We start from the raw sequence: 23,354 nt of genomic DNA, 5'->3' as shown, positions 1-23,354 counted from the left end.
TTAAGACCAACTCAAGAAGGAAGGAACCATCGAGCTGGTTCCAAAGCGCATCTTAAGACCAACTCAAGAAGGAAGGAACCATCGAGCTGGTTCCAAAGCGCATCTTACGACCTACTCAAGAAGGAAAGAACCACCGAGCTGGTTCTAAGAAGACCCAACCCGACAAACTGAAGAAAAAGAGAGCCGGATCTCCTTCGATACCCGTCCCGCTTCCACACTTGAACCCAGTCCAGAAGTCAAAAAAACCAGTAAAACTCTCACTTCTAAAGAACCATTCCGTCTTTAGAAAAACTATGAAAACGCATCCTTAATATACATAAATAATACAAATAACGCGTTTTTTAAACAAAATATACCTTTTTACATAAATTATATTGCATAATTATCTTTATGGTGGTATGATTCTTCTTAAGTCAAAACAGAACTAAAGGGGATAAGACGTATGAAGAAGGGTATAAAAGGATTTATAGCTTTACTTATTTTATTCAGTACATTATTCATTCCGGCAGAACCGGTGTTGGCTGAAGATGGATCGGCACTGCAGCGGGTTCAGGATGCAGGGGTTCTGGTCGTTGGAACAAGTGCTGATTTTCCACCATTCGAGTTTTATGCGGTCGTCGACGGGGAGCGTCAGGTTGTAGGAATGGATATGATGATCGCCCAGAAGGTTGCAGATGACCTGGGAGTAGAACTTCAGATTCAGGATATTGGATTTGACAGTCTGCTGCCGGCACTGGAAGCGAGAAACGTCGATGTAGTCATTGCGGGGATGACCCCGACTGCTGAACGACGTAGAAGTGTAGATTTCTCTGACATTTACTTCCAGACTTTCCAGAACATTATGATTCGTGCGGAAGATGAGGATGTCTACGATTCGCTTGAATCATTGAGCGGGTTGACAGTAGGCGTACAGTCCGGATCACTCCAGGAAGATCTTGCTCAGCAGATTCCCGATGCAGAAATCATGAGTCTGACTGACTTGAACGACCTGCTTCTTGCTTTGAAGACTAACCGAATTGAAGCCATTGTTATGCAGGGACCAAATGCTGAAGCGCATGCTGGTCATGATGAAGATCTGCATACTTTTGTAGGTGGATTTGAATTGGACGATGATGACCAGGGATCGGCTATTGCTTTCAGACAAGGTGAAGATTCCCTTGTCGATGCAGTAAATGAAAGTCTGGCTGAAATTGAAGAACAGAATCTGACAGAGGAGTATTTAGCCGAAGCGGGCGAGTATATGGCTCAGGCTGAACTGGATGAAGATGGGGAAGAAATAGAAGAAGGATTTATTGCCAGTTACTGGGAATATTTCCTTGATGGAACGCTGATCACTTTGCTCATATCAGCTTCAGCCGTTTTCTTCGGTCTGATCCTTGGTTCGCTTCTCGCGCTGATGCGTCTATCCAAAGTATTCCTGCTTAAACCACTGGCAACTGCTTATGTAGAATTTGTGCGAGGAACGCCACTGCTGATCCAAGTCATGTTCATTTACTTCGCCTCAGGTATGTTTTTCAATCTGCCGGCACTGACTGCAGGGATTATCGCTGTCTCGCTCAACTCTGGGGCATACATTGCTGAAATTATCAGAAGTGGGATAAATTCTGTCAATAAAGGACAGGACGAAGCTGCGAGAAGTTTAGGTATGAGTAAAAATGATTCCATGCGTTACATCGTTTTCCCTCAGGCCCTTAAGAATATCTGGCCTGCACTAGGTAATGAGTTCATTACCATTATTAAAGAGTCGTCCATTGTATCAGTCATTGGTGTCGGCGAACTGATTTTCCAGACGCGAGTCGTGCGCTCTATTTCCTTCCAGGGGATCCTGCCGCTATTCATTACCATGCTGATCTATTTTGCGCTGACATTCAGCCTGACGAAACTCTTGAACTTCTATGAAGGGAGAATGAATCATGATTAAAGTGAATCATTTGAAAAAGTCATTTGGAAAAAATGAAGTATTGAAAGATATTAACGAAGAGTTCAGCCAGGGGGAAGTGGTCGTTGTGATCGGCCCTTCCGGCTCCGGGAAATCAACATTTCTACGTTGCCTGAATTTGCTTGAAGAACCTTCTGATGGGGAGATCGTTTTCGAAGGGACTACGCTGACAGGTCTGAATGAAAAAGATCTGAATCAGCTGCGTCAGAAAATGGGTATGGTTTTTCAGCAGTTCAATCTTTTTCCGCATAAGACAGCCAAGCAGAATCTGACGATCGCACCGGTCAAGTCAAAAGGGGTCGACAAGCATCAGGCTGATCAGACGGCAGTCAAATTGCTGAGACAAGTCGGGCTGGGTGATAAGGAAGATGCGTATCCTGCCAGCCTTTCAGGTGGACAGCAGCAGCGTGTGGCAATCGCCCGTGCTCTAGCGATGGATCCTGATGTGATGCTGTTCGATGAACCGACCTCCGCACTGGATCCTGAGATGGTCGGAGAGGTCCTGAAAGTTATGAAAGATCTGGCTCAATCCGGGATGACCATGGTTGTGGTGACACACGAAATGGGCTTTGCCCGCGAAGTTGCCGATCGTGTCCTGTTTATGGATGACGGTTATATTGTCGAATCAGGTACACCTGACATGATTTTTTCTAATCCTAAGAATGAGCGGACTCAGGATTTCCTGTCTAAAGTCCTATAATTAAGAAAAGACCGGTTTCCTCTTGTAGGAAAACCGGTCTTTTCAACTGTATTCTATTTATGTAAGGGGTGAAACAACTTCTTCAATACTGATCGTGGCTGCTTACCGCTCTGTTCCGATACATTTAGAGCAGCAGGGATTTCCGTGCTCTCGTTAAGTTTGTCGGACCGCGTGCTGATAAGATAGTCTACCCCGTATGCGTCTTTCAGAAACCATTCAATAGGGTACCCGAACGTTTTGGCCAGCAGAATAACTGATTCACTTTCTGGAAGTGAAAACCCGTTTTCCCATCGAGATACGGTCTGACGGCTGACATACATAGACTTAGCCAGTTTTCTTTGTGATAACTCTTCTTTTTCTCTTAGAAACTTAATTTTTTCCCCGATGTGCATAAAAACGATCTCCCCGTAACCATTATTATATATGCATTAATATATTAAAATAATTATAACATAATTACTCCTGATTAATATAGGTCTTAGGTCCCAATTTATAAAGTCAGAGCATTTTCCTTTCTCGAGACTACTGATATGTCTAACGGTCTAATGCAAAAAATCGATTAATAGAAATAAAATAACTTGTAACCGGATTCGTTTCTCTTTAGAATAAGGTCTGTATAATATGTAAACAAACTAACGGAGGGTAACTATGACGTTTATTCATGAGGATTTTATGCTTCAAAATGAAACGGCTAAAACTTTGTATCACCAAATAGCCAAGGACCTGCCGATCATTGACTATCACTGCCACCTTGATCCTAAAGAAATCGCTGAGGATCATGCGTTTGAAGACATTTCCGAGCTGTGGCTAGCCGGTGACCATTACAAGTGGCGGGCGATGCGTGCTAACGGGGCGTCTGAAGAACTGATTACTGGAAATGGATCGTCTAGAGACAAATTCAAAGCCTGGGCGGAGACAGCAGAAATGTCTCTTGGGAATCCGCTGTTCCATTGGACCCAGCTGGAACTGAAAGAGTATTTCGGGATTGAAGAACTTCTCGGGAGCGATAAATGGGAACAAATTTATAATGAAGCAAACCGTCAGTTGAAAGAGGAAAATATGACGGCGCAGTCTTTGATCAGAAAATCCAATGTAGAGTTTATAGGTACAACTGATACGCCATTTGATTCACTTGAGTATCATAAACAGATTGCTGACGATGAGGCGTTCGATGTCAAAGTGGCGCCGTCATTCAGGCCGGATGAACTGTATGATCTGTCAGCTGAAGATGTATCAAGACTTGAGGAGCTGACCGGAAAACAGGCAGCTGATTATGGTTCTTTCCTTAACATCATCGAAGACCGTATCGATCATTTTGACCGGCATGGGGCGCTGATCTCTGATCACGGCATCACTGAGCTACTTTATGAAGAAGGTTCAGATGAAGACATCGAGCGTATTTTCGCTTCTTTCAAAGCAGGAGAATCAGTTTCAGATGCAGATAAGGCAAAATGGATGACTCGTCTGCTCGTCGATTTAGGTAAGTTGTATCATGAGCGAGGCTGGGTCATGCAGATTCATTTTGGAGCGATAAGAAATACGAATACACGGCTCTTTGAACAGGCCGGCGCAAATGTAGGCGTCGATTCCATCTATGACCAGACAAAAGTAGCGGTTCATCTGAACCGTCTGTTGGATGCAATGGACAAAGAAGGCAAGCTGCCTAAGACGATCGTCTATAACCTGAATCCTGAACATAACCACATTGTTGCCAGTGCAGTGGCCAATTTTCAGTCCAATGAAGAAGGCATCAAAGGGAAAGTTCAGTTCGGTGCCGGCTGGTGGTTCAATGATACGGAACAGGGGATGCTTAGACAAATGGAAACCCTGGCGGATCACGGACTGCTGATGCATTTCGTAGGGATGCTGACTGATTCAAGAAGTTTCGTATCCTATCCTCGACATGATTACTTCCGCCGCATATTCTGCAACTTTGTCGGCGAACAGGTCGAAAGCGGCAAGTTCCCGGATAAACCTGCACTTCTTAAGCAGCTGGTGGAAAATGTGTGTTACAAAAATGCGAAACGGTATTTCCGGAAATAAGCAGTATTCTTTGTAAAAGGCTGCGTTACTCCTAAGTCGGGGAGTAACGCAGCTTTTTTCTAAATAACTGAGAATCACTACTTAATGAAGAATTAATTCTCAGTTAAAGGTTACGACTACCTCTAATTCATATAGACGAATGTCGCATAAAAGAAGGATATGAGAAATTGAGATCTCACTCAATGGGATGAACGCCATTCCAAAGAATGCGTTCCTATTATTTATTTTTGATCTGTTCAGCCAAGAAAATCTGCACGAAACCGGTCGTGCTTATCGATCGTGATCTGTTCATCAGAAATCCCTCGTTCACGCAGAGTGGCGATGGTTTCTCTAAGGAAGTCATCACTGCCGACAATGTAGAAGAGGGCGTGAGTGTCCTCAGCCAGCTTGTCCACTTGTTCATAGTAAGCTGGACGGTCAGTGACGTACTGAGCTGTCAGCGACTGATCTGAATCTTGTTCAAACAAACCGGAGAAGAGCTGTTCACCAGACGAGTCGATATTCAGAGAATGGAGAGAGTCTATTCCATTAGAATCATTTAAGTACTGCAGAACAAGAGGTCTGAATGAAGCGATACCGACCCCGCACGACAACAGATAAACAGGTCTGTTTTCTCGCTTCAACGGGATATTTGTATGTGTCTTGAAGAGAGCAACTGAGCTTCCGCTTTTAAGTTCCGCCAGATGCGTCTTGTATCTTGAGCGCTCTTCTCTAAGGCGAGTCGTGATGCCGATTGTGTTTTCTTCTGGAAGAGTTGCGATCGACATATGCCGAACCAGCCCTTTGTCAGGTTTTTCTCCACTGTTGAATCCTTCCAGTGCCAGGTGAGTGTGCGCACCTTCTTCCCATGTGAATCCATCTGGTAGATCGAGGTAGAACGTTTTTGTATCCGTAGCTTCATCAATGACGTCTACAAGGGTTGTCCAGTATATCTGCATGTGAATCATCTCCTAAGTGTGATCTGTCAGTTAACTGAGTTTAATTAAGTATACTCTAATTGAGAATTATTCTCAATTATATTTTGTGAATAGTCTTACGAAGTCTTGTTCGAAATATCAGTACACAAAGAAACAGAGCCACTAATGTTCGTTAATTATAGATTATTAGAAAGTTTTAATGTGTAAGTATAGCTATTTAAAACTAAAAGACGAACATTAATCGAAATATTACTCACAAATAGACGCTGAAAGGTTGACTCTATTTCATAGACGATTTATGATAAAGCTGTACCGAAAAAATCGGAACGATCACAAAACTAAGTATATTTAATATTCGTGTTTAACTCAGTCCTGAAAGGGGTATTCAGTTGATAAAGAGAGACCTGTTGTATGAAGGCAAGGCAAAGCGATTATATGAAACCAGTGAACCCAGCATTCTATGGGTCACGTATAAAGATCAGGCTACAGCTGGGAATGGGGCCAAGAAAGAAGCTATTGCCGGCAAAGGACAGCTGAACAACCAGATTACCAGTATGATATTCAGAAAGCTGAAGGAAAAGGATATTCCGAGTCACTTCATCATGGAAGTGTCTGAAACGGATCAGCTGATTGAAAAAGTGGCTATGTTCGATCTTGAGGTTGTCATCAGAAATGTCTCTGCTGGAAGCTTTTCCAGGCGCCTGGGTGTAGACGAGGGGACGGAGCTGGCCTTTCCCGTGCTGGAATTTTACCTCAAGAATGACGAACTGAACGATCCTCTCATTAATGATGACCATGTACTTGCACTTAATCTAGCTGACCAGAAAGAAATTGACGAGATTAAAAGACAGGCTCACAACATCAACAATTCACTGATTGAGATTTACAAAGAGGCGGGCATCAGATTGATCGATTTCAAGCTGGAATTTGGAAAGACAGCAAAAGAGCAAATCGTTCTGGCAGATGAAATTTCACCGGACACATGCCGTCTGTGGGATGAAAAGACGAACAATCGTCTGGACAAGGATGTTTTCAGACAGGATCTCGGGGACATTATCCCACTCTATCAGGAAGTACTCGACCGTCTGACAACAGATCAAAAGGAGAAGTGACTCATGTATAACGTAAAAGTATATGTAACCTATAAAGAATCAATTCTGGATCCTCAGGGAGAAGCGGTAAGAGGGGCCGTTCACCGCATGGGCTTCGATGAGATTGAAGATATTCGTATCGGGAAGTATTTTGAAATCAAAGTGTCAGATACTGACGACCGTTCAGTTGAAGAAGTCATTGAAACCATCTGCGACAAGCTTCTGGCAAATGTCGTGATGGAAAGTTACCGCTACGAAATCGAACGAGTAAAGGAGACGGTCTGAGCATGCGATTTGCAGTAATCCAGTTCCCAGGGTCCAATTGTGATGTCGATCTGCTTCATGCAATCAGAGACGGGGTAGGAGAAGAAGCTGAATATGTGCCGCACACTGCAGAAAGTCTGGACGGATTTGATGGTGTCCTGCTTCCTGGAGGCTTTTCGTATGGAGATTACTTAAGAAGTGGTGCCATATCCCGCTTTTCGAATGTGATGAGCGAAGTGACCCGTTTTGCAGAGGAAGGCAAGCCAGTCTTCGGTACCTGCAACGGATTCCAGATTTTAGTCGAAGCCGGCCTTCTGCCGGGTGCCTTACAGAGAAACGAAAACCTGCACTTTATCTGTAAGACAGTTGAACTGGAAGTCGTCAATAACCAGACAAGATTTACGACTGAGTACAACGATAGAGAACTTCTTACAATTCCAGTTGCACATGGTGAAGGGAACTACTATTGCGATGAAGAAACTCTGGCAGAGCTGAAAGCTAACGATCAGATCGTTTTTACCTACGCGTCTGACAATCCGAATGGCTCAGTTGAAAATATCGCAGGGATTATAAACAGACAAGGCAATGTGCTGGGTATGATGCCGCACCCTGAACGTGCGATCGAAGACATTTTAGGCTCTAGTGACGGTCTGCGCTTTTTCGAATCAATGGTCAAGAACTTTGTAAAGGAGACTGCAGAGGTATGAAGATATTACACGAACCAACAGCTGAACAGATCCGAGATCAGAAGATCTATGCTCAATGGGGACTGACTGACGAAGAGTACCGCATGATTTCAGAAGATATCCTGAAACGTCTCCCTAACTATACGGAAACTGGCCTGTTTTCAGTTATGTGGAGCGAGCACTGTTCGTATAAAAATTCCAAACCGGTATTGAGAAAATTCCCTACAGAGGGACCTCAAGTGCTTCAAGGCCCTGGCGAGGGAGCCGGAATTGTTGATATTGGGGACGGGCAGGCCGTCGTATTTAAAGCGGAAAGTCATAACCACCCGTCAGCTGTTGAACCTTATGAAGGGGCAGCCACTGGCGTCGGAGGCATCATTCGCGATATTTTCAGTATGGGTGCCCGTCCGATTGCGATGCTGGATTCTTTAAGATTCGGTGAACTCGACAATGAACGGACGAAGTATCTGCTTGAAGAAGTCGTGGCGGGTATCGGCGGCTACGGCAACTGTATCGGGATTCCGACTGTCGGGGGAGAAATCGCCTTTGACCCAGTCTACAGAGGGAACCCGCTGGTCAATGCCATGTGTGTCGGTCTGATCGACCATGAGGATATTCAAAAAGGCCAGGCCAAAGGGATCGGTAATACGATCATGTATGTGGGAGCCAAAACAGGTCGGGATGGCATTCACGGCGCAACTTTTGCTTCAGAAGAATTCAGTGATGAAGAAGAGGCAGAGCGTTCAGCTGTACAGGTCGGCGATCCATTTATGGAAAAACTTCTGATGGAAGCGTGTCTGGAACTGATCCAGGACCACAGCGATATTCTCGTAGGCATCCAGGACATGGGAGCAGCGGGACTGGTGTCATCCAGTTCGGAAATGGCATCAAAAGCGGGCAGTGGACTGATCCTTAATCTGGACGATGTGCCGCAACGTGAATCAGGCATGACGCCATATGAAATGATGCTATCGGAGTCTCAGGAGCGTATGCTGATCTGTGTCACAAAAGGGGCAGAAGATCGTGTCAAAGACCTGTTCTCACGTTATGAACTGGATGCCGTGACTATCGGAGAAGTGACCGGTGATGGGCAGTATCGACTGTACCACGAAGGAAGACTGGTCGCTGACCTGCCGGTAGACGCGTTAGCAGAAGAAGCACCTGTCTATCATAAACCATACACTGAACCGGAACGTATTCAAGCTTTCAAAAAACTTGATGCATTCATACCGGACATCGCTGATACAGAAGAAACACTGAAACAACTCATGCAGCAGCCTACAGTTGCTTCAAAAAAATCGATTTTTGAAACATATGATTCAATGGTCAGAACAAACACCGTGGTCGGTCCAGGAAGCGATGCGGCAGTTCTGCGCATTAGAGGGACCCGCAAGGCGCTTGCCATGACGACTGACTGTAATGCCCGCTACCTTTATCTCGATCCGGAGAAAGGTGGACAGATGGCCGTAGCAGAAGCCGCAAGAAATATCGTGGCAAGCGGGGGCGAGCCACTGGCAATAACGGACTGTCTGAACTACGGGAATCCCGATAAGCCTGAAGTGTTCTGGGAGCTGTGGACGTCAGCGGATGGCATTGCTAAAGCCTGCACGACATTGAACACACCTGTCATATCAGGAAATGTATCTCTATATAATGAAACAAATGGGGAAGCAATCTATCCGACACCAATGATTGGTATGGTCGGCTTAGTCACGGATCTTGATCATGTGACAACATCAGAATTTAAACAGGCTGGGGATAAAATTTTCGTCATCGGGGAAACAGAAGCTGACTTTAACGGATCTGAACTGCAGAAAATGCAATTGGGGAGAATCGAAGGAGAGCTTTTCGATTTTGATATAGATAAAGAAAAAATGATTCAGGATAAAGTTCTGCAGGCGATTCGTGAAGGACTGGTACAAAGTGCACATGACTGTTCCGAAGGCGGACTGGCTGTAGCGCTGATGGAATCAGCCTTTGGGAATGAGCTGGGGCTGTCTGCGACACTAGATATGCCGTCAGAGTGGCTGTTTTCAGAGTCACCCTCTCGTTTTGTTCTATCTGTCAGCCCTGAACACGCCGAAGCAGTCAAAGAAGTATTTGGACAAGATGCCGTTGAAATTGGTAAAGTCAAAGACACGCGAATCGCTGAAATCCGTACGCAGACGGAAGAGCTGACTATTGATGTTAAAGAAGTGAAGGACTTATGGGAAGGAGCCATTCCTTGGTTGCTGAAATCAAAAGCTTAAATGAAGAATGTGGCGTATTCGGCGTATGGGGACACCCGGATGCAGCCCAGCTGAACTTTTTCGGTCTGCATAGCCTGCAGCACCGCGGTCAGGAAGGCGCAGGGATTGTGACCAATCGCAATGGGCGTCTGAAAGGACACCGTGACTTGGGACTTTTATCTGAAGTGTTTAAAGATGAACGCGAACTAATCCGCCTGTCGGGAGAAGCTGGAATTGGGCATGTCCGTTACAGCACTGCCGGCAGCAACAGTATCTTAAACATTCAACCGTTCCTGTTCAAGTTTCACGATGAGGAGCTGGCGCTGGCCCATAACGGGAATTTGATCAATGCAGTGAGTTTGCGTCAGGAACTCGAGCAGGATGGAGCGATATTCCACTCCAATTCGGATACTGAAATCCTGATGCACCTGATCCGTAAAAGCAAGCAGGATACACTGATCGACCGAATCAAAGAAAGTCTGAATACGGTCAAAGGTGCGTTTGCCTATGTCATGCTGACACCTGATGCACTGATTGGTGCATTAGATCCGAACGGTTTCCGTCCTTTATCCATTGGACAGATGGAAAATGGGGCATATGTTCTTGCCAGTGAAACCTGTGCCCTCGATGTTGTCGGAGCGGAATTTGTCCGTGCCGTTCAGCCAGGGGAACTCGTGATTATCGATGATTCAGGGTATCGAATCGAGACCTATACCGACCAGACGCTGCTTCAGATCTGTTCGATGGAATTTATCTACTTTGCCCGACCGGACTCAAATATCGCTGGAGTCAATGTCCACACTGCACGCAAGAATATGGGGAAACGTCTCGCTGAGGAAGCACCAGTCGATGCAGATATGGTCATCGGTGTCCCGAACTCTTCTCTGTCCGCAGCCAGTGGATATGCAGAAGCGAGTGGGATCCCTTATGAAATGGGACTGGTCAAGAATCAATACGTTGCTCGTACTTTCATTCAGCCTACTCAGGAATTGAGAGAACAGGGCGTAAGAATGAAGCTGTCTGCTGTTCGAGGTGTAGTTGCCGGTAAAAAGGTGATCATGGTGGATGATTCCATCGTTCGCGGTACGACCAGCCGACGCATTGTTCAGTTATTAAAAGAAGCTGGAGCAGCGGAGGTCCATGTCCGCATTTCATCTCCACCTTTGAAATACCCATGTTTCTACGGGATCGATATTCAGAATCAGAAAGAACTGATTGCTGCAGATTATTCAGTGGAAGAAATCCGCGAGAAAATCGGTGCAGACAGTCTATCGTTTTTAAGTGTCGAAGGGACAGTGGATTCGATCGGACTGAAGTTCGATGCGCCTCATAATGGCCTGTGTATGTCTTACTTTACCGGAGACTATCCAACACCTTTATATGACTATGAAACTGACTATATGAAAACACTGGCTAAAATCAGAGAGAGTAAGCCGTTAATGGTTTAAACAACGAGAGAAGGCCGGATGGTTCAGACAATAGCCGGTCAGAAAACAACAGGGGGATCTGTCAAATGGGAAATGCCTACACAGACGCAGGGGTCAATGTCGAAGCAGGTTATGAAACAGTTGAACGAATAAAAAAACATGCAAAACGAACGGAGCGCCTTGGTATGATGGGTGCACTGGGAGGTTTCGGCGGAGCATTCGACCTGTCTGTTCTCGACGTGAAAGAACCAGTCCTTGTATCCGGAACGGACGGGGTCGGAACGAAACTGCTGATTGCGATCCAGCAGGACAGACACGATACGATCGGGATCGACTGTGTGGCTATGTGTGTGAATGACATTCTAGCTCAAGGTGCTGAGCCGCTTTATTTTCTGGATTATATTGCAACGGGAAAAACGGTTCCTGAGAAAATGGAACAGATCGTTGCAGGCATTTCTGATGGGTGCGTCCAGGCAGGTGCAGGACTGATCGGTGGAGAAACGGCTGAGATGCCTGACATGTATGGGGAAGACGACTACGATGTGGCGGGATTCTGCGTCGGTGTGGTGGAAAAAAGACGTATGCTGACTAAAGATCACGTTAAAGCAGGAGATAAGCTGATCGGACTGCCATCCAGCGGGATACACTCCAATGGCTATTCTCTAGTAAGAAAAATCTGTTTTGAACAGAATGCGTTGAGTTATGATTTTAAGCATGATGCCTTAGGTGACGACACTTTAGGACAGGCTCTGCTTGAGCCGACAAAAATCTACGTGTCTGCTGTACTGCCTCTTTTGAAAAAAGGCTGGGTACACGGGATCTCTCACATTACAGGCGGCGGATTCATTGAAAATCTGCCTCGTATGTTACCAGAAGGCTTATCCGCAGTAGTCAGAAAAAACACTTGGGAAATACCTGGGATTTTTACTCTGCTTGAGGAGTATGGAAAACTCGACCGAGATGAAATGTACGGGTACTTCAATATGGGCATCGGTATGGTTCTGGCTGTTTCGGAAGAACATGAAGAAGCAGTTATTAAAATCTTAAAAGATGCAGGAGAAAAAGCTGTGACTATCGGGGAAGTCAGAGTCGATGAAAATGAGGCGATCCGTTTTGAGTAAAGAAGGACCAATCAGACTAGCTGTTTTTGCATCTGGAAGTGGGTCTAATTTTGAAGCACTGGTAGAGGCTGTTAGAAAGCAGACTGTTGATGCAGAAGTAGCCCTGCTAGTATGTGACAAGCCTGATGCTTTTGCTTTGACTAGAGCGAAACGGCTGGCTGTGCCTTCCGTTTCATTTTATCCAAAACAGTTTCCTTCAAAGGGAAGCTTTGAAAAGGAAGTCCTTGATCATCTGGAAGAAGCCGGCGTCGACCTGATTGTACTAGCGGGTTATATGCGTATTATCGGATCCACATTACTGGAAGCATTCGATAATCGAATCATCAATATTCATCCGTCGCTGCTTCCCTTTTATCCCGGGAAACAGGGGATACAGGATGCATTTGATGCAGGAGCTATAGAAACGGGTGTGACCGTACATCTGGTGGATGAAGGCATCGATACTGGAGAGATACTGGCTCAGGAAAAAGTTGCCATCGATCCGGACGATACGATAGAATCACTAGAGGAGAAGATTCATGCTGTCGAGCATGTGCTGTATCCTGAAGTCATTCAGACTTATATCAAAAAGCTGCAGAAGGAGTATGCCTAACTATGACACGTGCACTTATCAGTGTTTCAGACAAGACAAACATCGTTGACTTTGCTCAGGCTTTAGTCAGACAGAACATAGAGATAATTTCAACAGGAGGGACGAAAAAGGTCCTGGACGAGGCGGGTATCCCGACCTTGTCGATCGAAGAGGTCACCGGTTTTCCTGAAATGATGGATGGACGGGTCAAAACGCTGCATCCGCTGATTCATGGGGGACTGCTGGGCCGTCGGGATCTGGACACTCACCTCTCGGCTATGGCTGACCACGACATCACCCCGATCGACTTTGTCTGTGTCAATCTGTATCCCTTTAAAGAGACAATTGCCAGACCCGAAACGACTAGAGAAGAAGCAATCGAACAGATAGACATAGGTGGACCGAGCATGCTTAGAAGCGCGGCTAAAAACCATGCAGCGGTCACAGTCATTGTAGATACAGATGACTACGATCAGGTGATCAAGGAGCTGGAAGAGAACGGACAGACCTCCCTCAAGACTAGGCAGCGTCTGGCAGCTAAAGTCTTCCGTCATACGGCCGCTTATGATGCACTGATTGCTGAGTATCTGACTGAGCAGGTTGAGGAAGAGACCCAGCTGGATAGTTATACGCAGACGTATGATTTGAAGCAGACTCTAAGGTACGGAGAAAACAGTCATCAGAGTGCTGTATTTTATGAATCGCCACGAGCAAACAGTTTTTCCATTGCCAAGGCAAAGCAGCTTCACGGAAAAGAATTGTCTTACAATAACATCAAGGATGCAGATGCGTCGATCCGTATCATTCGTGAATTTGACGGACCGGCTGCTGTTGCACTTAAACACATGAACCCTTGCGGAATAGGCATCGGCGAGTCAATTGAAGAAGCCTTTGACAGAGCCTACGATGCAGACCCGGTGTCTATATTCGGTGGCATCGTCACAGTTAATGACACCGTCACTGCCGATTTAGCAGAAAAATTAAGTAAGATTTTCCTTGAAATCGTCATTGCCCCTGGTTTTTCTGAGGATGCCTTAAAAGTCTTGACCAAGAAGAAAAATATCCGTCTGCTTGAACTGGATTTCTCTGAAGCAAGACAAGGCGGAAAAGAATCTGTTACTGTTCTTGGCGGCCTGCTGGTTCAGGACCAGGACTGGGTCAACGAAGAAGACGCACCTGAATGGTCAGTTGTTACTGACAAGGCACCAACTGACAGCCAAATGCGTGCACTGAAACTGAACTGGAAAGCAGTGAAGCATGTGAAGAGCAACGCCATTGTCGTGGGGAATGACAAGCAGACCTTAGGCATCGGAGCCGGTCAGATGAACCGGGTCGGAGCAGTCAAGATTGCCATTGAACAGGCAGGTGAGCAGGCAGAAGGTGCGGTCATGGCCAGCGATGCCTTTTTCCCGATGGATGACAGTGTCGAATATGCTGCCGAGCACGGTATCAAAGCAATCATCCAGCCAGGCGGAAGCATCAAGGATCAGGCATCGATCGATAAGGCCAATGAATACGGCATTGCCATGGTGTTCACGGGCATGCGTCACTTCAGACATTAATCAATAAAAGAGAGGGGAACCTCTCTTTCGTTTTATACATAGATTATATTGAGGGATTTTAAAGGGGAGAAATTTGTGAATTTACTAGTGATCGGATCAGGTGGACGTGAACACGCGATTGCAAAAAAACTGCTGGAAGGCAGCCAAGTCGAGCAGGTGTACTGTGCACCGGGAAACCCGGGGATGAGTCAGGACGGCATAACTGTGCTGGATATCAGTCAGGAAGATCATGAATCGTTAATCGATTTTGCCAAAAAAGAACACATTTCATGGACCATCGTTGGACCGGAAATCCCACTGTTCAATGGCATCGTAGATGATTTTCAGGCAGAAGGGCTCGCCATTTTCGGTCCGTCAAAAGCCGCGACTCAGATTGAATCGTCAAAGGCGTTTGCTAAAGAGCTGATGACTGCCAATGCTATTCCGACAGCGGCCTACCAGTCTTTTGAGGAGTATGAAGAAGCGAGACGTTACATTGAAAAAGGAAACATTCCAGTCGTCATCAAGGCTGACGGCTTGGCCGCAGGTAAAGGAGTCGTGGTAGCTGAAACGATGGAAGCCGCACTTGAAGCCCTTGAAGACATGATGCTGGATAAAAAATTTGGGGATCAGAACACGCGTGTAGTCATCGAAGAATACCTGACGGGAGAAGAGTTTTCTCTTATGGCTTTCGTTAAAAATGAGAAGGTCTATCCGATGGTGATTTCACAGGATCATAAGCGCCTGCTTGAAGGGGACGAAGGTCCGAATACTGGGGGGATGGGGGCCTATGCCCCAGTTAAGCATATATCGGAAACTGTTGTGAAAGAAGCGACTGAAAAGATACTCCTGCCCGCTGCGACAGGGATGGTAAGAAACGGGACGCCTTTTACTGGTATATTATATGCCGGAGTCATGGCAACAGACGATGGACCCAAAACGATTGAGTTCAATGCCCGCTTTGGAGATCCGGAAACCCAAGTGCTGATGAACCGTCTGGAATCCGATCTGGCAGACGCCATTTCAGCTATGCTTAATGGCCAGGAACCCGGTCTAGTCTGGAAACAGGAGGGTGTCAGTTTTGGCGTCGTTGTTGCCTCGAAAGGGTATCCAGAAGCTTACGAAAAATATAGACCATTGGACCTGCCTGTAATAACCAAGCAGATGAATCTGTACTTCGCAGGTGTTTCAGAAACCGAAGGAAAGCTAGTTTCAAACGGCGGCCGTGTGTATTTGGCTGAAGCAACTGGGGAAACGATCGAAGAGGCACAGGAAGCCGTCTATTCAGCGCTTGAAGCCGTTGATACAAGCGAGTATGTATACAGGAAAGATATCGGAAACAGAGCAGTTGTGAACACGAAATAAGTAATAAGGTTAAAATAGATTCATAACAATTAGGAGGCGTTTGATTTGGCAATTGAAGTAGGGGTCGTCATGGGAAGCACATCCGACTGGGAGACCATGAAGCATGCATGTGAGGTGCTGGATGAACTGGAAGTGACGTACGAGAAAAAAGTGGTCTCCGCTCACCGGACACCGGACTTGATGTTTGATTATGCTGAAGAAGCGCGCGGTCGAGGGATCAAAGTGATCATTGCCGGAGCAGGAGGCGCTGCACATCTTCCTGGTATGCTGGCAGCCAAAACGACATTACCGGTCATCGGTGTCCCTGTTCAGTCAAAGGCGCTGAACGGTCTGGACTCCTTACTGTCAATTGTACAGATGCCTGGAGGAGTTCCAGTTGCTACCGTAGCCATCGGCAAGGCTGGGGCAACGAATGCCGGTCTCCTCGCCGCTCAAATGTTAGGAGCCTTTCAGCTTGAACTGGCAGACCGAATCGAAAATAGAAGAGAAGCCTTGAAACAGAAGGTAATGGAAAGTAGTGACGAACTTGTCTAAACTGATCAGACCGGGAAGTACAATAGGCATTATAGGCGGGGGACAGCTGGGACGGATGATGGCTTTTTCTGCTAAGGAAAGAGGCTACCGTATCGCTGTGCTTGACCCGACTCCAGACTGTCCGACAGCCCAGGTGGCGGATCTGCATATTGAAGCAGCTTATGATGATCTGGACGCTTTAAAAGAACTGGCCAGATCCAGCGATGTGCTGACCTATGAATTTGAAAATGTCGATGCCGAAACAATCGAACACGTTCGTGAGGCAGTAGATATTGCTGTTCCACAGGGGACAGAGCTGTTACTTAATACTCAGAATCGCCTGACTGAGAAAGATTTTCTGAAAAATTCAGGCATTCCTATTGCCGCTTATGCTAAAATTGAAACGGAAGAAAATTTGGAGGAAGCAGTTGGAGCCCTTGGTTATCCATGTGTCCTCAAAACTGTTCAAGGCGGTTACGACGGGAAGGGTCAAGTCGTTCTGGAATCGGATGCTGATCTTGAAGAAGCCTCTGCTCTCATAAAAAAAGGGACATGTGTCCTGGAAGAGTGGGTGACATTTGAAAAGGAGCTCTCCATTATGGTGGCTCGTAATGCGTCAGGTGATGTGGTCACCTTGCCTGTTTCAGAAAACATCCATGAGAAAAACATCCTGCTTAAGAGTATCGTACCGGCTCGTGTGTCAGAAGAAGTGATGGCCGAGGCACGACAGATTGCTGAAACCATAGCTGAGAAGATGACCTTATCGGGTGTCCTGGGAGTGGAACTGTTTCTGACTTCTGAAGGAAAGCTTTATGCCAATGAACTGGCCCCGCGTCCGCATAACTCCGGACATTATTCTATAGAAGCCTGCTCTGACTCCCAATTTGATCTCCACATACGCGCGATCTGTGGCTATCCTCTGGCAAAGGTAGAGCTGCTCAAGCCCGCTGTGATGGTCAATATTCTGGGTGAGCATTTTGAACAGGCACTGAATCTGAACAGCAGTCAGCCCACCTGGCATGTACACGACTACGGCAAGAAAGATGTCAAGAACGGGCGTAAGATGGGGCATGTGACTATACTGACGGCTGACACTGACAAGACACTGAAAGACATTAAAGAAACGAAAATCTGGAATTAGGAGACTGGTATAATGATCGAACGCTATACGCGACCTGAAATGAAAGAATTATGGTCAGAGGAGAACCGCTATAATTCATGGCTGGAAGTTGAAATTTTAGCTGATGAGGCCTGGGCTGAACTGGGAGAGATTCCTAAAGAAGACGTTCAGAAGATCCGAGCGCATGCCTCTTTTGATATTGCCCGTATTCTGGAAATCGAAAAAGAAACGAAACATGACGTGGTCGCTTTCACACGTGCCGTTTCTGAAACGTTGGGAGACGAAAAGAAATGGGTCCACTACGGGTTGACCAGTACGGATGTCGTTGATACAGCATACGGCTACCAGCTGAAACAGGTCAACGATGTGCTCAGAAAAGACTTGCAGCAGCTGCTTGAAGTCATCGGAGAAAAAGCGAAAGAGCACAAGCATACGGTGACCATGGGACGGACGCACGGTGTTCATGCCGAACCGACGACATTTGGTCTGAAACTCGCGCTCTGGTACTCAGAAATGAAACGCCACATCGAACGGTTCGAACACGCAGCTAAAGGCGTAGAAGCCGGGAAAATCAGTGGAGCAGTTGGGACGTTTGCCAATATCCCGCCATTTGTTGAAAAGTATGTCTGCGACAAACTGGGAACGCGTCCTCAGGAAATTTCGACCCAGGTCCTGCCGCGTGATCTGCATGCGGAGTATGTGAGCGCCATTGCCCTGATCGCGACCAGTGTTGAAAAATTCGCTACAGAAATCAGAGGACTGCAAAAGTCGGAAACTAGAGAAGTAGAAGAAGGTTTTGCTAAAGGTCAGAAAGGCTCTTCAGCGATGCCGCACAAGCGTAACCCAATCGGGTCTGAGAATATGGCCGGGCTGGCGCGTGTGATCAGAGGACACATGGTGACAGCGTATGAGAACGTCAGCTTATGGCATGAACGTGACATTTCACATTCATCTGCGGAACGCATTATTTTGCCTGACAGCACGACCCTGTTGAATTACATGCTGAACAGATTCGCCAATATCGTCCGCAATCTGACGGTATTCCCTGAGAACATGAAACGAAATATGGATGCGACACTTGGTCTGATCTACAGCCAGCGTGTATTGCTGAAGCTGATCGATAAAGGTCTCAGCCGGGAAGAAGCTTACGACCTGGTTCAGCCCAAAACTGCCATTGCTTGGGATGAACAGACAGCGTTCCGCCCATTGCTTGAAGAGGACGAAAAAATCATGTCCATTCTGAATGCTGAAGATATTGAAGATGCTTTTGATTATAACTATCATCTGAAAAATGTAGATGAGATATTTGAACGTGTCGGATTGAATTAATTTGAAGACCTGCAGGGACATAGAATAATAGTCGCTGCAGGTTCTTTTTGTACTGTGCATTTTTAAAAAGGAAGAAACGATCAGTGTCTATTATAAGAATAGTTGAAGCGATACATGATATAGTTTAGGGACAGATAATTTCAGGAGGATAAAAGAATGAAACTGATTATGTTCAGCACCCGAGATGACGAAAAACCAGCTGTAAATAAATGGAGCATACGTAACGGCGTAGAGGTAAGAACTGTAAAGGAAGATCTGACACTTGATACGGTCTCACTGGTCGAAGGGTTTGATGGTGTCTGTATCCAGCAGAGAACGGACATCACAAACGAAGCCGTTTATAAGCGCTTATCTGATTTCGGTATTAAGCAATTGGCCTTACGAACGGCGGGATATGACATTATCAATATGGACCTGGCGGAAAGATATAATATGAAGATCACCAATGTACCTGCTTATTCCCCAAGATCAGTTGCTGAACTGGTGCTGACTCAGACGATGAGACTGATTAGGCAGTTTCCTTCTATAGAAAGGGACATGGCAGAAGGGGACTTCAGATGGTCTGGACGAATTGCGAGAGAAATACATACGATGACAATAGGAATAATTGGGGCCGGACGAATTGGCGGCACCACTGCCCGATTATTCCACGCCCTTGGTGCGACAGTTATTGCTTATGATCCTGTCCAGCACGATGAGTTAAGAAGTATTCTGACGTATAAAGAATCAAAGACAGAAGTGCTGGCTGAGGCGGATATCGTGTCTCTTCATGTGCCTTTGGATTCTACTACGATTAATTTGATTGACGCATCAGCTTTAAACGTGATGAGAGGTGGAGCCTTTCTGATCAATGCAGCCCGGGGTCCGGTAGTTGATACCTCAGCACTCATTGAATCGCTTCAGTCAGCTAAACTGGCAGGGGCAGCATTGGATACACTCACAAACGAACAGAACTTTTTTAATCAGGATCTGAGAGGGAAAGTCCAGACAGATAAAAATTTGACCTTGCTAATGAATATGAAGAATGTTCTGCTTACCCCTCATATTGGCTTTTACACGACAGAGGCTGTTCAGAATATGGTCGATATAGCGCTGGATAACGCCTTGGATATAATTCATTTGAACAGAAGTGTCAATGAAGTTGTATAATCATAGTGGATACTGGACTGTGGATATAAACAGTTGCACAGTCCAGCTTAAACAGGTGCTGTTTCGAAGGGCTATAGCGACGATTAAATAAGGTGTTGAAAAATATTAAAAAAACGCTTGCAAGGTTTTTACTTAAATGGTATAGTTTATTCAAAGTTAAATATCTGGAGCATAACTGGATTGTTACTGATCTGAATTTAGATGCAGGCAAAACCTGAATTGATCCGAGAACTTTACTTTGAGACGACTATGTCTTTCAGTAGATATCTGGGATGAGTTTAGGTTTATTTTTTTGGATAAGTCGATCAAAGGAGGTGTCAGTCGAGTGAAATGAAAATCGAAAAGATATTAAACAACAACGTTATCCTTACTCTAAATGAATCCAATAAAGAAACAGTGGTCATGGGCAGAGGAATAGCGTTTCAGAAAAAAATTGGGGACTCGATAGAAGCAGATAAAATTGAAAAGACTTTCATTCCAGAAGGTCAGGAGATATTGGACAATTTAGCCAATCTGTATCGCGATATCGATCCTGATATTCTCGAAGTGGCGACTAACGTCATCAAGTATGCCCAAGGTGTATTACGTCTTAAGTTAAGCAATCATATTTATTTAACCTTGCCGGACCACTTGAGTTATGCGATCAGTCGTACAAAAGAGGGCTTGGATATAAAGAATCCTCTCACTTGGGAAATCAAACGGTTTTACAAAGTGGAGTATGAAATAGGGCGCAAAGCAATCGAATTAGTGGAACAGGAATTAGATATCCGTCTTCCGGATTCTGAAGCAGCAGCCATAGCATTGCATATCGTCAATGCCAGGCAGGATGATTCAGACTTGGGCGTGACTATGAAAATGACCGAAATGGTTCAGGATATACTGAACATCGTTCATTTCTATTATGGTCAGACATTTGACGAAGATTCTTTTCAGTACACACGCTTTATTACTCATCTTCAGTATTTTGCTAGACGGCTCCTGCATCAGGAGAGAAGAGAATCTAATGACGACTTCTTGTATGAACAAATCCAAAGAAAATACCGCAAAGCTTTTCAATGCACCGAGAGAATCAACGAATATCTTAAAAAAGTTGAACACACTTCTCTTACAAAAGACGAACAGCTCTATCTGGCCATACACATTCAGCGTGTGACCACAGAGGATTAATTTCAAACTGAATAAACTGATCTATCACAGATGGATTGTTACTGGCTCGACCAGGCAAAACCTAAGTTGATAGTTGACAGAAAAGGTCCATTTTTGTGGACGATTCTGGTCGACTGTTGATTTAGGTTTTTATTTTACAAATAAACAAAATAAAACAAGAAAGAAGGAAAAGGGAATGGCATACGAAGAACTAGCTAGAGATATTGTCAAGAATGTCGGAGGCAAGGAAAACATTAATGGGTTGACACACTGTATCACACGACTGCGCTTTAAATTAAAGGATGAAGGGAAAGCGAATACAGACGTACTGAAAGGTATGGACGGCGTTGTAACAGTCATGAAAAGTGGCGGACAGTATCAGGTGGTTATAGGAAATCACGTTCCTGACGTTTACGAGCAGGTTCTTAATGTAGCGGATTTAGGATCTGGATCAAGCAGCGCGAATGATGATGGACCTAAAGGCAATCCGTTTGATCGCTTTATTGACCTTGTTTCAGGCATATTCCAGCCCGTATTAGGTGTACTTGCCGCTACAGGGATGATTAAAGGATTTAATGCTTTGTTCCTGGCTTTTGGGGTGTTGAGTGAAACATCAGGAACCTATCAGATTCTGGACGCAACGGGAGATGCGCTATTTTACTTCTTCCCAATATTTTTAGGATATACCGCTTCTAAAAAACTCAACCTGGCACCATTTATTGGTATGGCCATAGGGGGAGCGCTTGTCTATCCAAGTATGGCAGGTTTAGCTGGAGGAGATGTTCTTTATACACTGTTTGAAGGCACAGTATTCGCTTCACCGGTAGTACTTGAATTTATGGGTATCCCAGTAATCCTTCCTCAAGGGGGATATGGGTCTACAGTAATTCCAATCATTTTAGCTGTCCTATTTGCATCAAAAGTTGAAAAAATGATGAAAAAAATCATTCCAGATGTTGTTAAACTGTTCCTGGTACCATTTACCACATTGCTAATCTCTGTTCCATTGACATTTATCGTTATCGGACCTATTGCTAATATCGCCGCCAACCTGATTGGTGCTGCAACACTAGCAATTTACAACTTCAGCCCAATCGTAGCCGGTCTGATCATCGGTGGATTCTGGCAAGTCTTTGTTATCTTTGGATTGCACTGGGGACTTGTACCTATCGCTATCAACAATCTATCTGTATACGGAAGTGACCCGATTCTTGCTCTGTCATTTATCGCATCATTCGCTCAGACAGGTGCAATCATTGGTGTTCTACTGAAAACTAAAGAGAACAAAATCAAAACACTTTCCATTCCTGCAATCATCTCAGGATTTTTCGGAGTTACAGAACCGGCTATCTATGGTATTTCACTGCCACTAAAAAAACCGTTCATCATCAGCTGTATCGGAGGTGCATTGGGTGGAGCAGCCTTAGCTCTTATCGGCACTCAAGGTTATATCGTAGGTGGACTAGGCGTATTTGGTTATACAAACTTCATCGATCCATCAACTGCTGGTGTAGGAAATCTATGGTTGATCATTGGTATTTCTCTAGCTGGCTTAGTATTCGGTGCAGTTGTAACTTACCTGGTAGGCTTTGGTACACTGTTTGAAGATGACAAAACAGCTACAACTCAAGGAGTAGAATCTAAACCAGCATCTGAAGGTGCAGTTATTGAAGCTAACGGCGAAACTTATATTGAAAAACAAGTACTGGCAAGTGTCATGGAAGGAAACGTTATTCCATTGAACGAAGTAAAAGATGAAGCATTTGCTTCAGGCGCGATGGGTAAAGGAGTGGCGATCGATCCAGCTGATGGACAGGTTCACTCACCAGTCGATGGTGAAGTCACAGTACTATTCCCGACACATCACGCTGTAGGTGTTAAAAGTAACGAAGGTGTAGAGGTGCTGATCCACATTGGAATGGACACTGTTCAGCTTGATGGAAAAGGCTTTACTCCGCATGTTAAAGTAGGAGATAAGGTAACCGCAGGACAGCTGCTTATCAACTGTGACCTTGATATTATAAGAGACGCGGGATACAGCACGGTGACACCTGTAATTGTTACCAATTCAGATGAATACCTTGATATATTGACTACTGATGAGACTAAACTGAAATCATCAGACTATCTAATGACTGTCGTTATTTAAAACCATTAAAGAGGTGGATAGATCATCTGCCTCTTTAACTTGATACAAACAAAAA

The 23,354-nt window shown here is 45.3% G+C and carries 20 protein-coding genes; 18 read left to right on the top strand and 2 right to left on the bottom strand.

Translation table 11 applies throughout. The features are described from left to right. Positions 1–442: 442 nt before the first annotated feature. Entirely contained in the window at positions 443–1,921 is a 1,479-nt protein-coding gene (locus BMX79_RS05570; RefSeq protein ID WP_091480113.1) for an ABC transporter substrate-binding protein/permease, read from the top strand. Continuing rightward, complete coding sequence (locus BMX79_RS05565) at positions 1,914–2,639, top strand: amino acid ABC transporter ATP-binding protein (RefSeq protein ID WP_091480111.1); 726 nt, start codon at positions 1,914–1,916, stop codon at positions 2,637–2,639. The genes BMX79_RS05570 and BMX79_RS05565 overlap by 8 nt, the downstream gene beginning before the upstream one ends. 53 nt (positions 2,640–2,692) lie before the next feature. Here BMX79_RS05565 and BMX79_RS05560 read toward each other — a convergent pair whose 3' ends face one another. Continuing rightward, positions 2,693–3,031 carry a helix-turn-helix transcriptional regulator gene (locus tag BMX79_RS05560; protein ID WP_091480108.1) on the bottom strand — a complete coding sequence of 113 codons (339 nt, stop codon included), beginning with the start codon at positions 3,029–3,031 and terminating at the stop codon, positions 2,693–2,695. A gap of 256 nt (positions 3,032–3,287) precedes the next feature. Here BMX79_RS05560 and uxaC point away from each other — a divergent pair, with 256 nt between their 5' ends. After that, complete coding sequence (gene uxaC, locus BMX79_RS05555) at positions 3,288–4,682, top strand: glucuronate isomerase (protein ID WP_091480106.1); 1,395 nt, start codon at positions 3,288–3,290, stop codon at positions 4,680–4,682. A gap of 236 nt (positions 4,683–4,918) precedes the next feature. On the opposite strand, the gene BMX79_RS05550 is transcribed toward uxaC, so the two are convergent. Then, the gene (locus tag BMX79_RS05550; RefSeq protein WP_091480103.1) at positions 4,919–5,620 is read right to left on the bottom strand and encodes a ferredoxin--NADP reductase; all 702 of its coding nucleotides are present in this window, start codon (positions 5,618–5,620) and stop codon (positions 4,919–4,921) included. 368 nt (positions 5,621–5,988) lie between these two features. Between BMX79_RS05550 and purC the strand changes: the two genes are divergently transcribed. The 15 genes from purC (at position 5,989) to BMX79_RS05475 (ending at position 23,299) form a co-directional block, all read left to right on the top strand. After that, entirely contained in the window at positions 5,989–6,711 is a 723-nt protein-coding gene (gene purC, locus BMX79_RS05545) for a phosphoribosylaminoimidazolesuccinocarboxamide synthase (protein WP_091480101.1), read from the top strand. Between the two features lie 3 nt (positions 6,712–6,714). After that, positions 6,715–6,975, top strand: a complete 261-nt coding sequence (gene purS, locus BMX79_RS05540; protein WP_091480099.1) for a phosphoribosylformylglycinamidine synthase subunit PurS — start codon at positions 6,715–6,717, stop codon at positions 6,973–6,975. 2 nt (positions 6,976–6,977) lie between these two features. Next, positions 6,978–7,661: a phosphoribosylformylglycinamidine synthase subunit PurQ gene (gene purQ, locus BMX79_RS05535; RefSeq protein WP_091480096.1), complete on the top strand. Its 684-nt coding sequence runs from the start codon at positions 6,978–6,980 to the stop codon at positions 7,659–7,661. Then, positions 7,658–9,889 (top strand): phosphoribosylformylglycinamidine synthase subunit PurL, encoded by a 2,232-nt coding sequence (purL, locus tag BMX79_RS05530; RefSeq protein ID WP_091480094.1) that lies wholly within the window; start codon positions 7,658–7,660, stop codon positions 9,887–9,889. The genes purQ and purL overlap by 4 nt, the downstream gene beginning before the upstream one ends. Next, positions 9,865–11,316, top strand: coding sequence for an amidophosphoribosyltransferase (gene purF, locus BMX79_RS05525; RefSeq protein WP_091480092.1), 1,452 nt, complete (start codon positions 9,865–9,867; stop codon positions 11,314–11,316). The genes purL and purF overlap by 25 nt, the downstream gene beginning before the upstream one ends. A 65-nt stretch (positions 11,317–11,381) precedes the next feature. Beyond that, positions 11,382–12,416: a phosphoribosylformylglycinamidine cyclo-ligase gene (gene purM, locus BMX79_RS05520; RefSeq protein WP_091480089.1), complete on the top strand. Its 1,035-nt coding sequence runs from the start codon at positions 11,382–11,384 to the stop codon at positions 12,414–12,416. Between the two features lie 10 nt (positions 12,417–12,426). Continuing rightward, positions 12,427–13,008, top strand: a complete 582-nt coding sequence (gene purN / locus BMX79_RS05515; RefSeq protein WP_091480315.1) for a phosphoribosylglycinamide formyltransferase — start codon at positions 12,427–12,429, stop codon at positions 13,006–13,008. A gap of 2 nt (positions 13,009–13,010) precedes the next feature. Then, the gene (gene purH, locus BMX79_RS05510; RefSeq protein WP_091480087.1) at positions 13,011–14,549 is read left to right on the top strand and encodes a bifunctional phosphoribosylaminoimidazolecarboxamide formyltransferase/IMP cyclohydrolase; all 1,539 of its coding nucleotides are present in this window, start codon (positions 13,011–13,013) and stop codon (positions 14,547–14,549) included. Between the two features lie 75 nt (positions 14,550–14,624). After that, positions 14,625–15,893, top strand: a complete 1,269-nt coding sequence (gene purD, locus BMX79_RS05505) for a phosphoribosylamine--glycine ligase (RefSeq protein WP_091480084.1) — start codon at positions 14,625–14,627, stop codon at positions 15,891–15,893. Positions 15,894–15,938: 45 nt separating this feature from the next. Then, positions 15,939–16,427, top strand: a complete 489-nt coding sequence (gene purE, locus BMX79_RS05500; RefSeq protein ID WP_091480083.1) for a 5-(carboxyamino)imidazole ribonucleotide mutase — start codon at positions 15,939–15,941, stop codon at positions 16,425–16,427. Beyond that, the gene (purK, locus tag BMX79_RS05495) at positions 16,420–17,547 is read left to right on the top strand and encodes a 5-(carboxyamino)imidazole ribonucleotide synthase (RefSeq protein WP_091480312.1); all 1,128 of its coding nucleotides are present in this window, start codon (positions 16,420–16,422) and stop codon (positions 17,545–17,547) included. Before purE ends, purK begins: the two co-directional genes overlap by 8 nt. A 12-nt stretch (positions 17,548–17,559) precedes the next feature. After that, a complete protein-coding gene (purB, locus tag BMX79_RS05490; protein ID WP_091480080.1) occupies positions 17,560–18,855 on the top strand; it encodes an adenylosuccinate lyase in 1,296 nt (431 codons plus the stop codon). Positions 18,856–19,011: 156 nt separating this feature from the next. Continuing rightward, complete coding sequence (locus BMX79_RS05485) at positions 19,012–20,004, top strand: D-2-hydroxyacid dehydrogenase (protein ID WP_091480078.1); 993 nt, start codon at positions 19,012–19,014, stop codon at positions 20,002–20,004. Positions 20,005–20,334: 330 nt separating this feature from the next. After that, complete coding sequence (gene licT / locus BMX79_RS05480; protein WP_091480076.1) at positions 20,335–21,171, top strand: BglG family transcription antiterminator LicT; 837 nt, start codon at positions 20,335–20,337, stop codon at positions 21,169–21,171. Between the two features lie 175 nt (positions 21,172–21,346). Next, a complete protein-coding gene (locus BMX79_RS05475) occupies positions 21,347–23,299 on the top strand; it encodes a beta-glucoside-specific PTS transporter subunit IIABC (RefSeq protein WP_091480073.1) in 1,953 nt (650 codons plus the stop codon). Positions 23,300–23,354 lie beyond the last annotated feature (55 nt).

The organism is Alkalibacterium pelagium, from assembly GCF_900109325.1.
GTDB lineage: Bacteria > Bacillota > Bacilli > Lactobacillales > Carnobacteriaceae_A > Alkalibacterium > Alkalibacterium pelagium.
The sequence above is the reverse complement of the archived record's forward strand: the minus strand, read 5'-3'. Positions and strand labels throughout refer to the sequence as shown.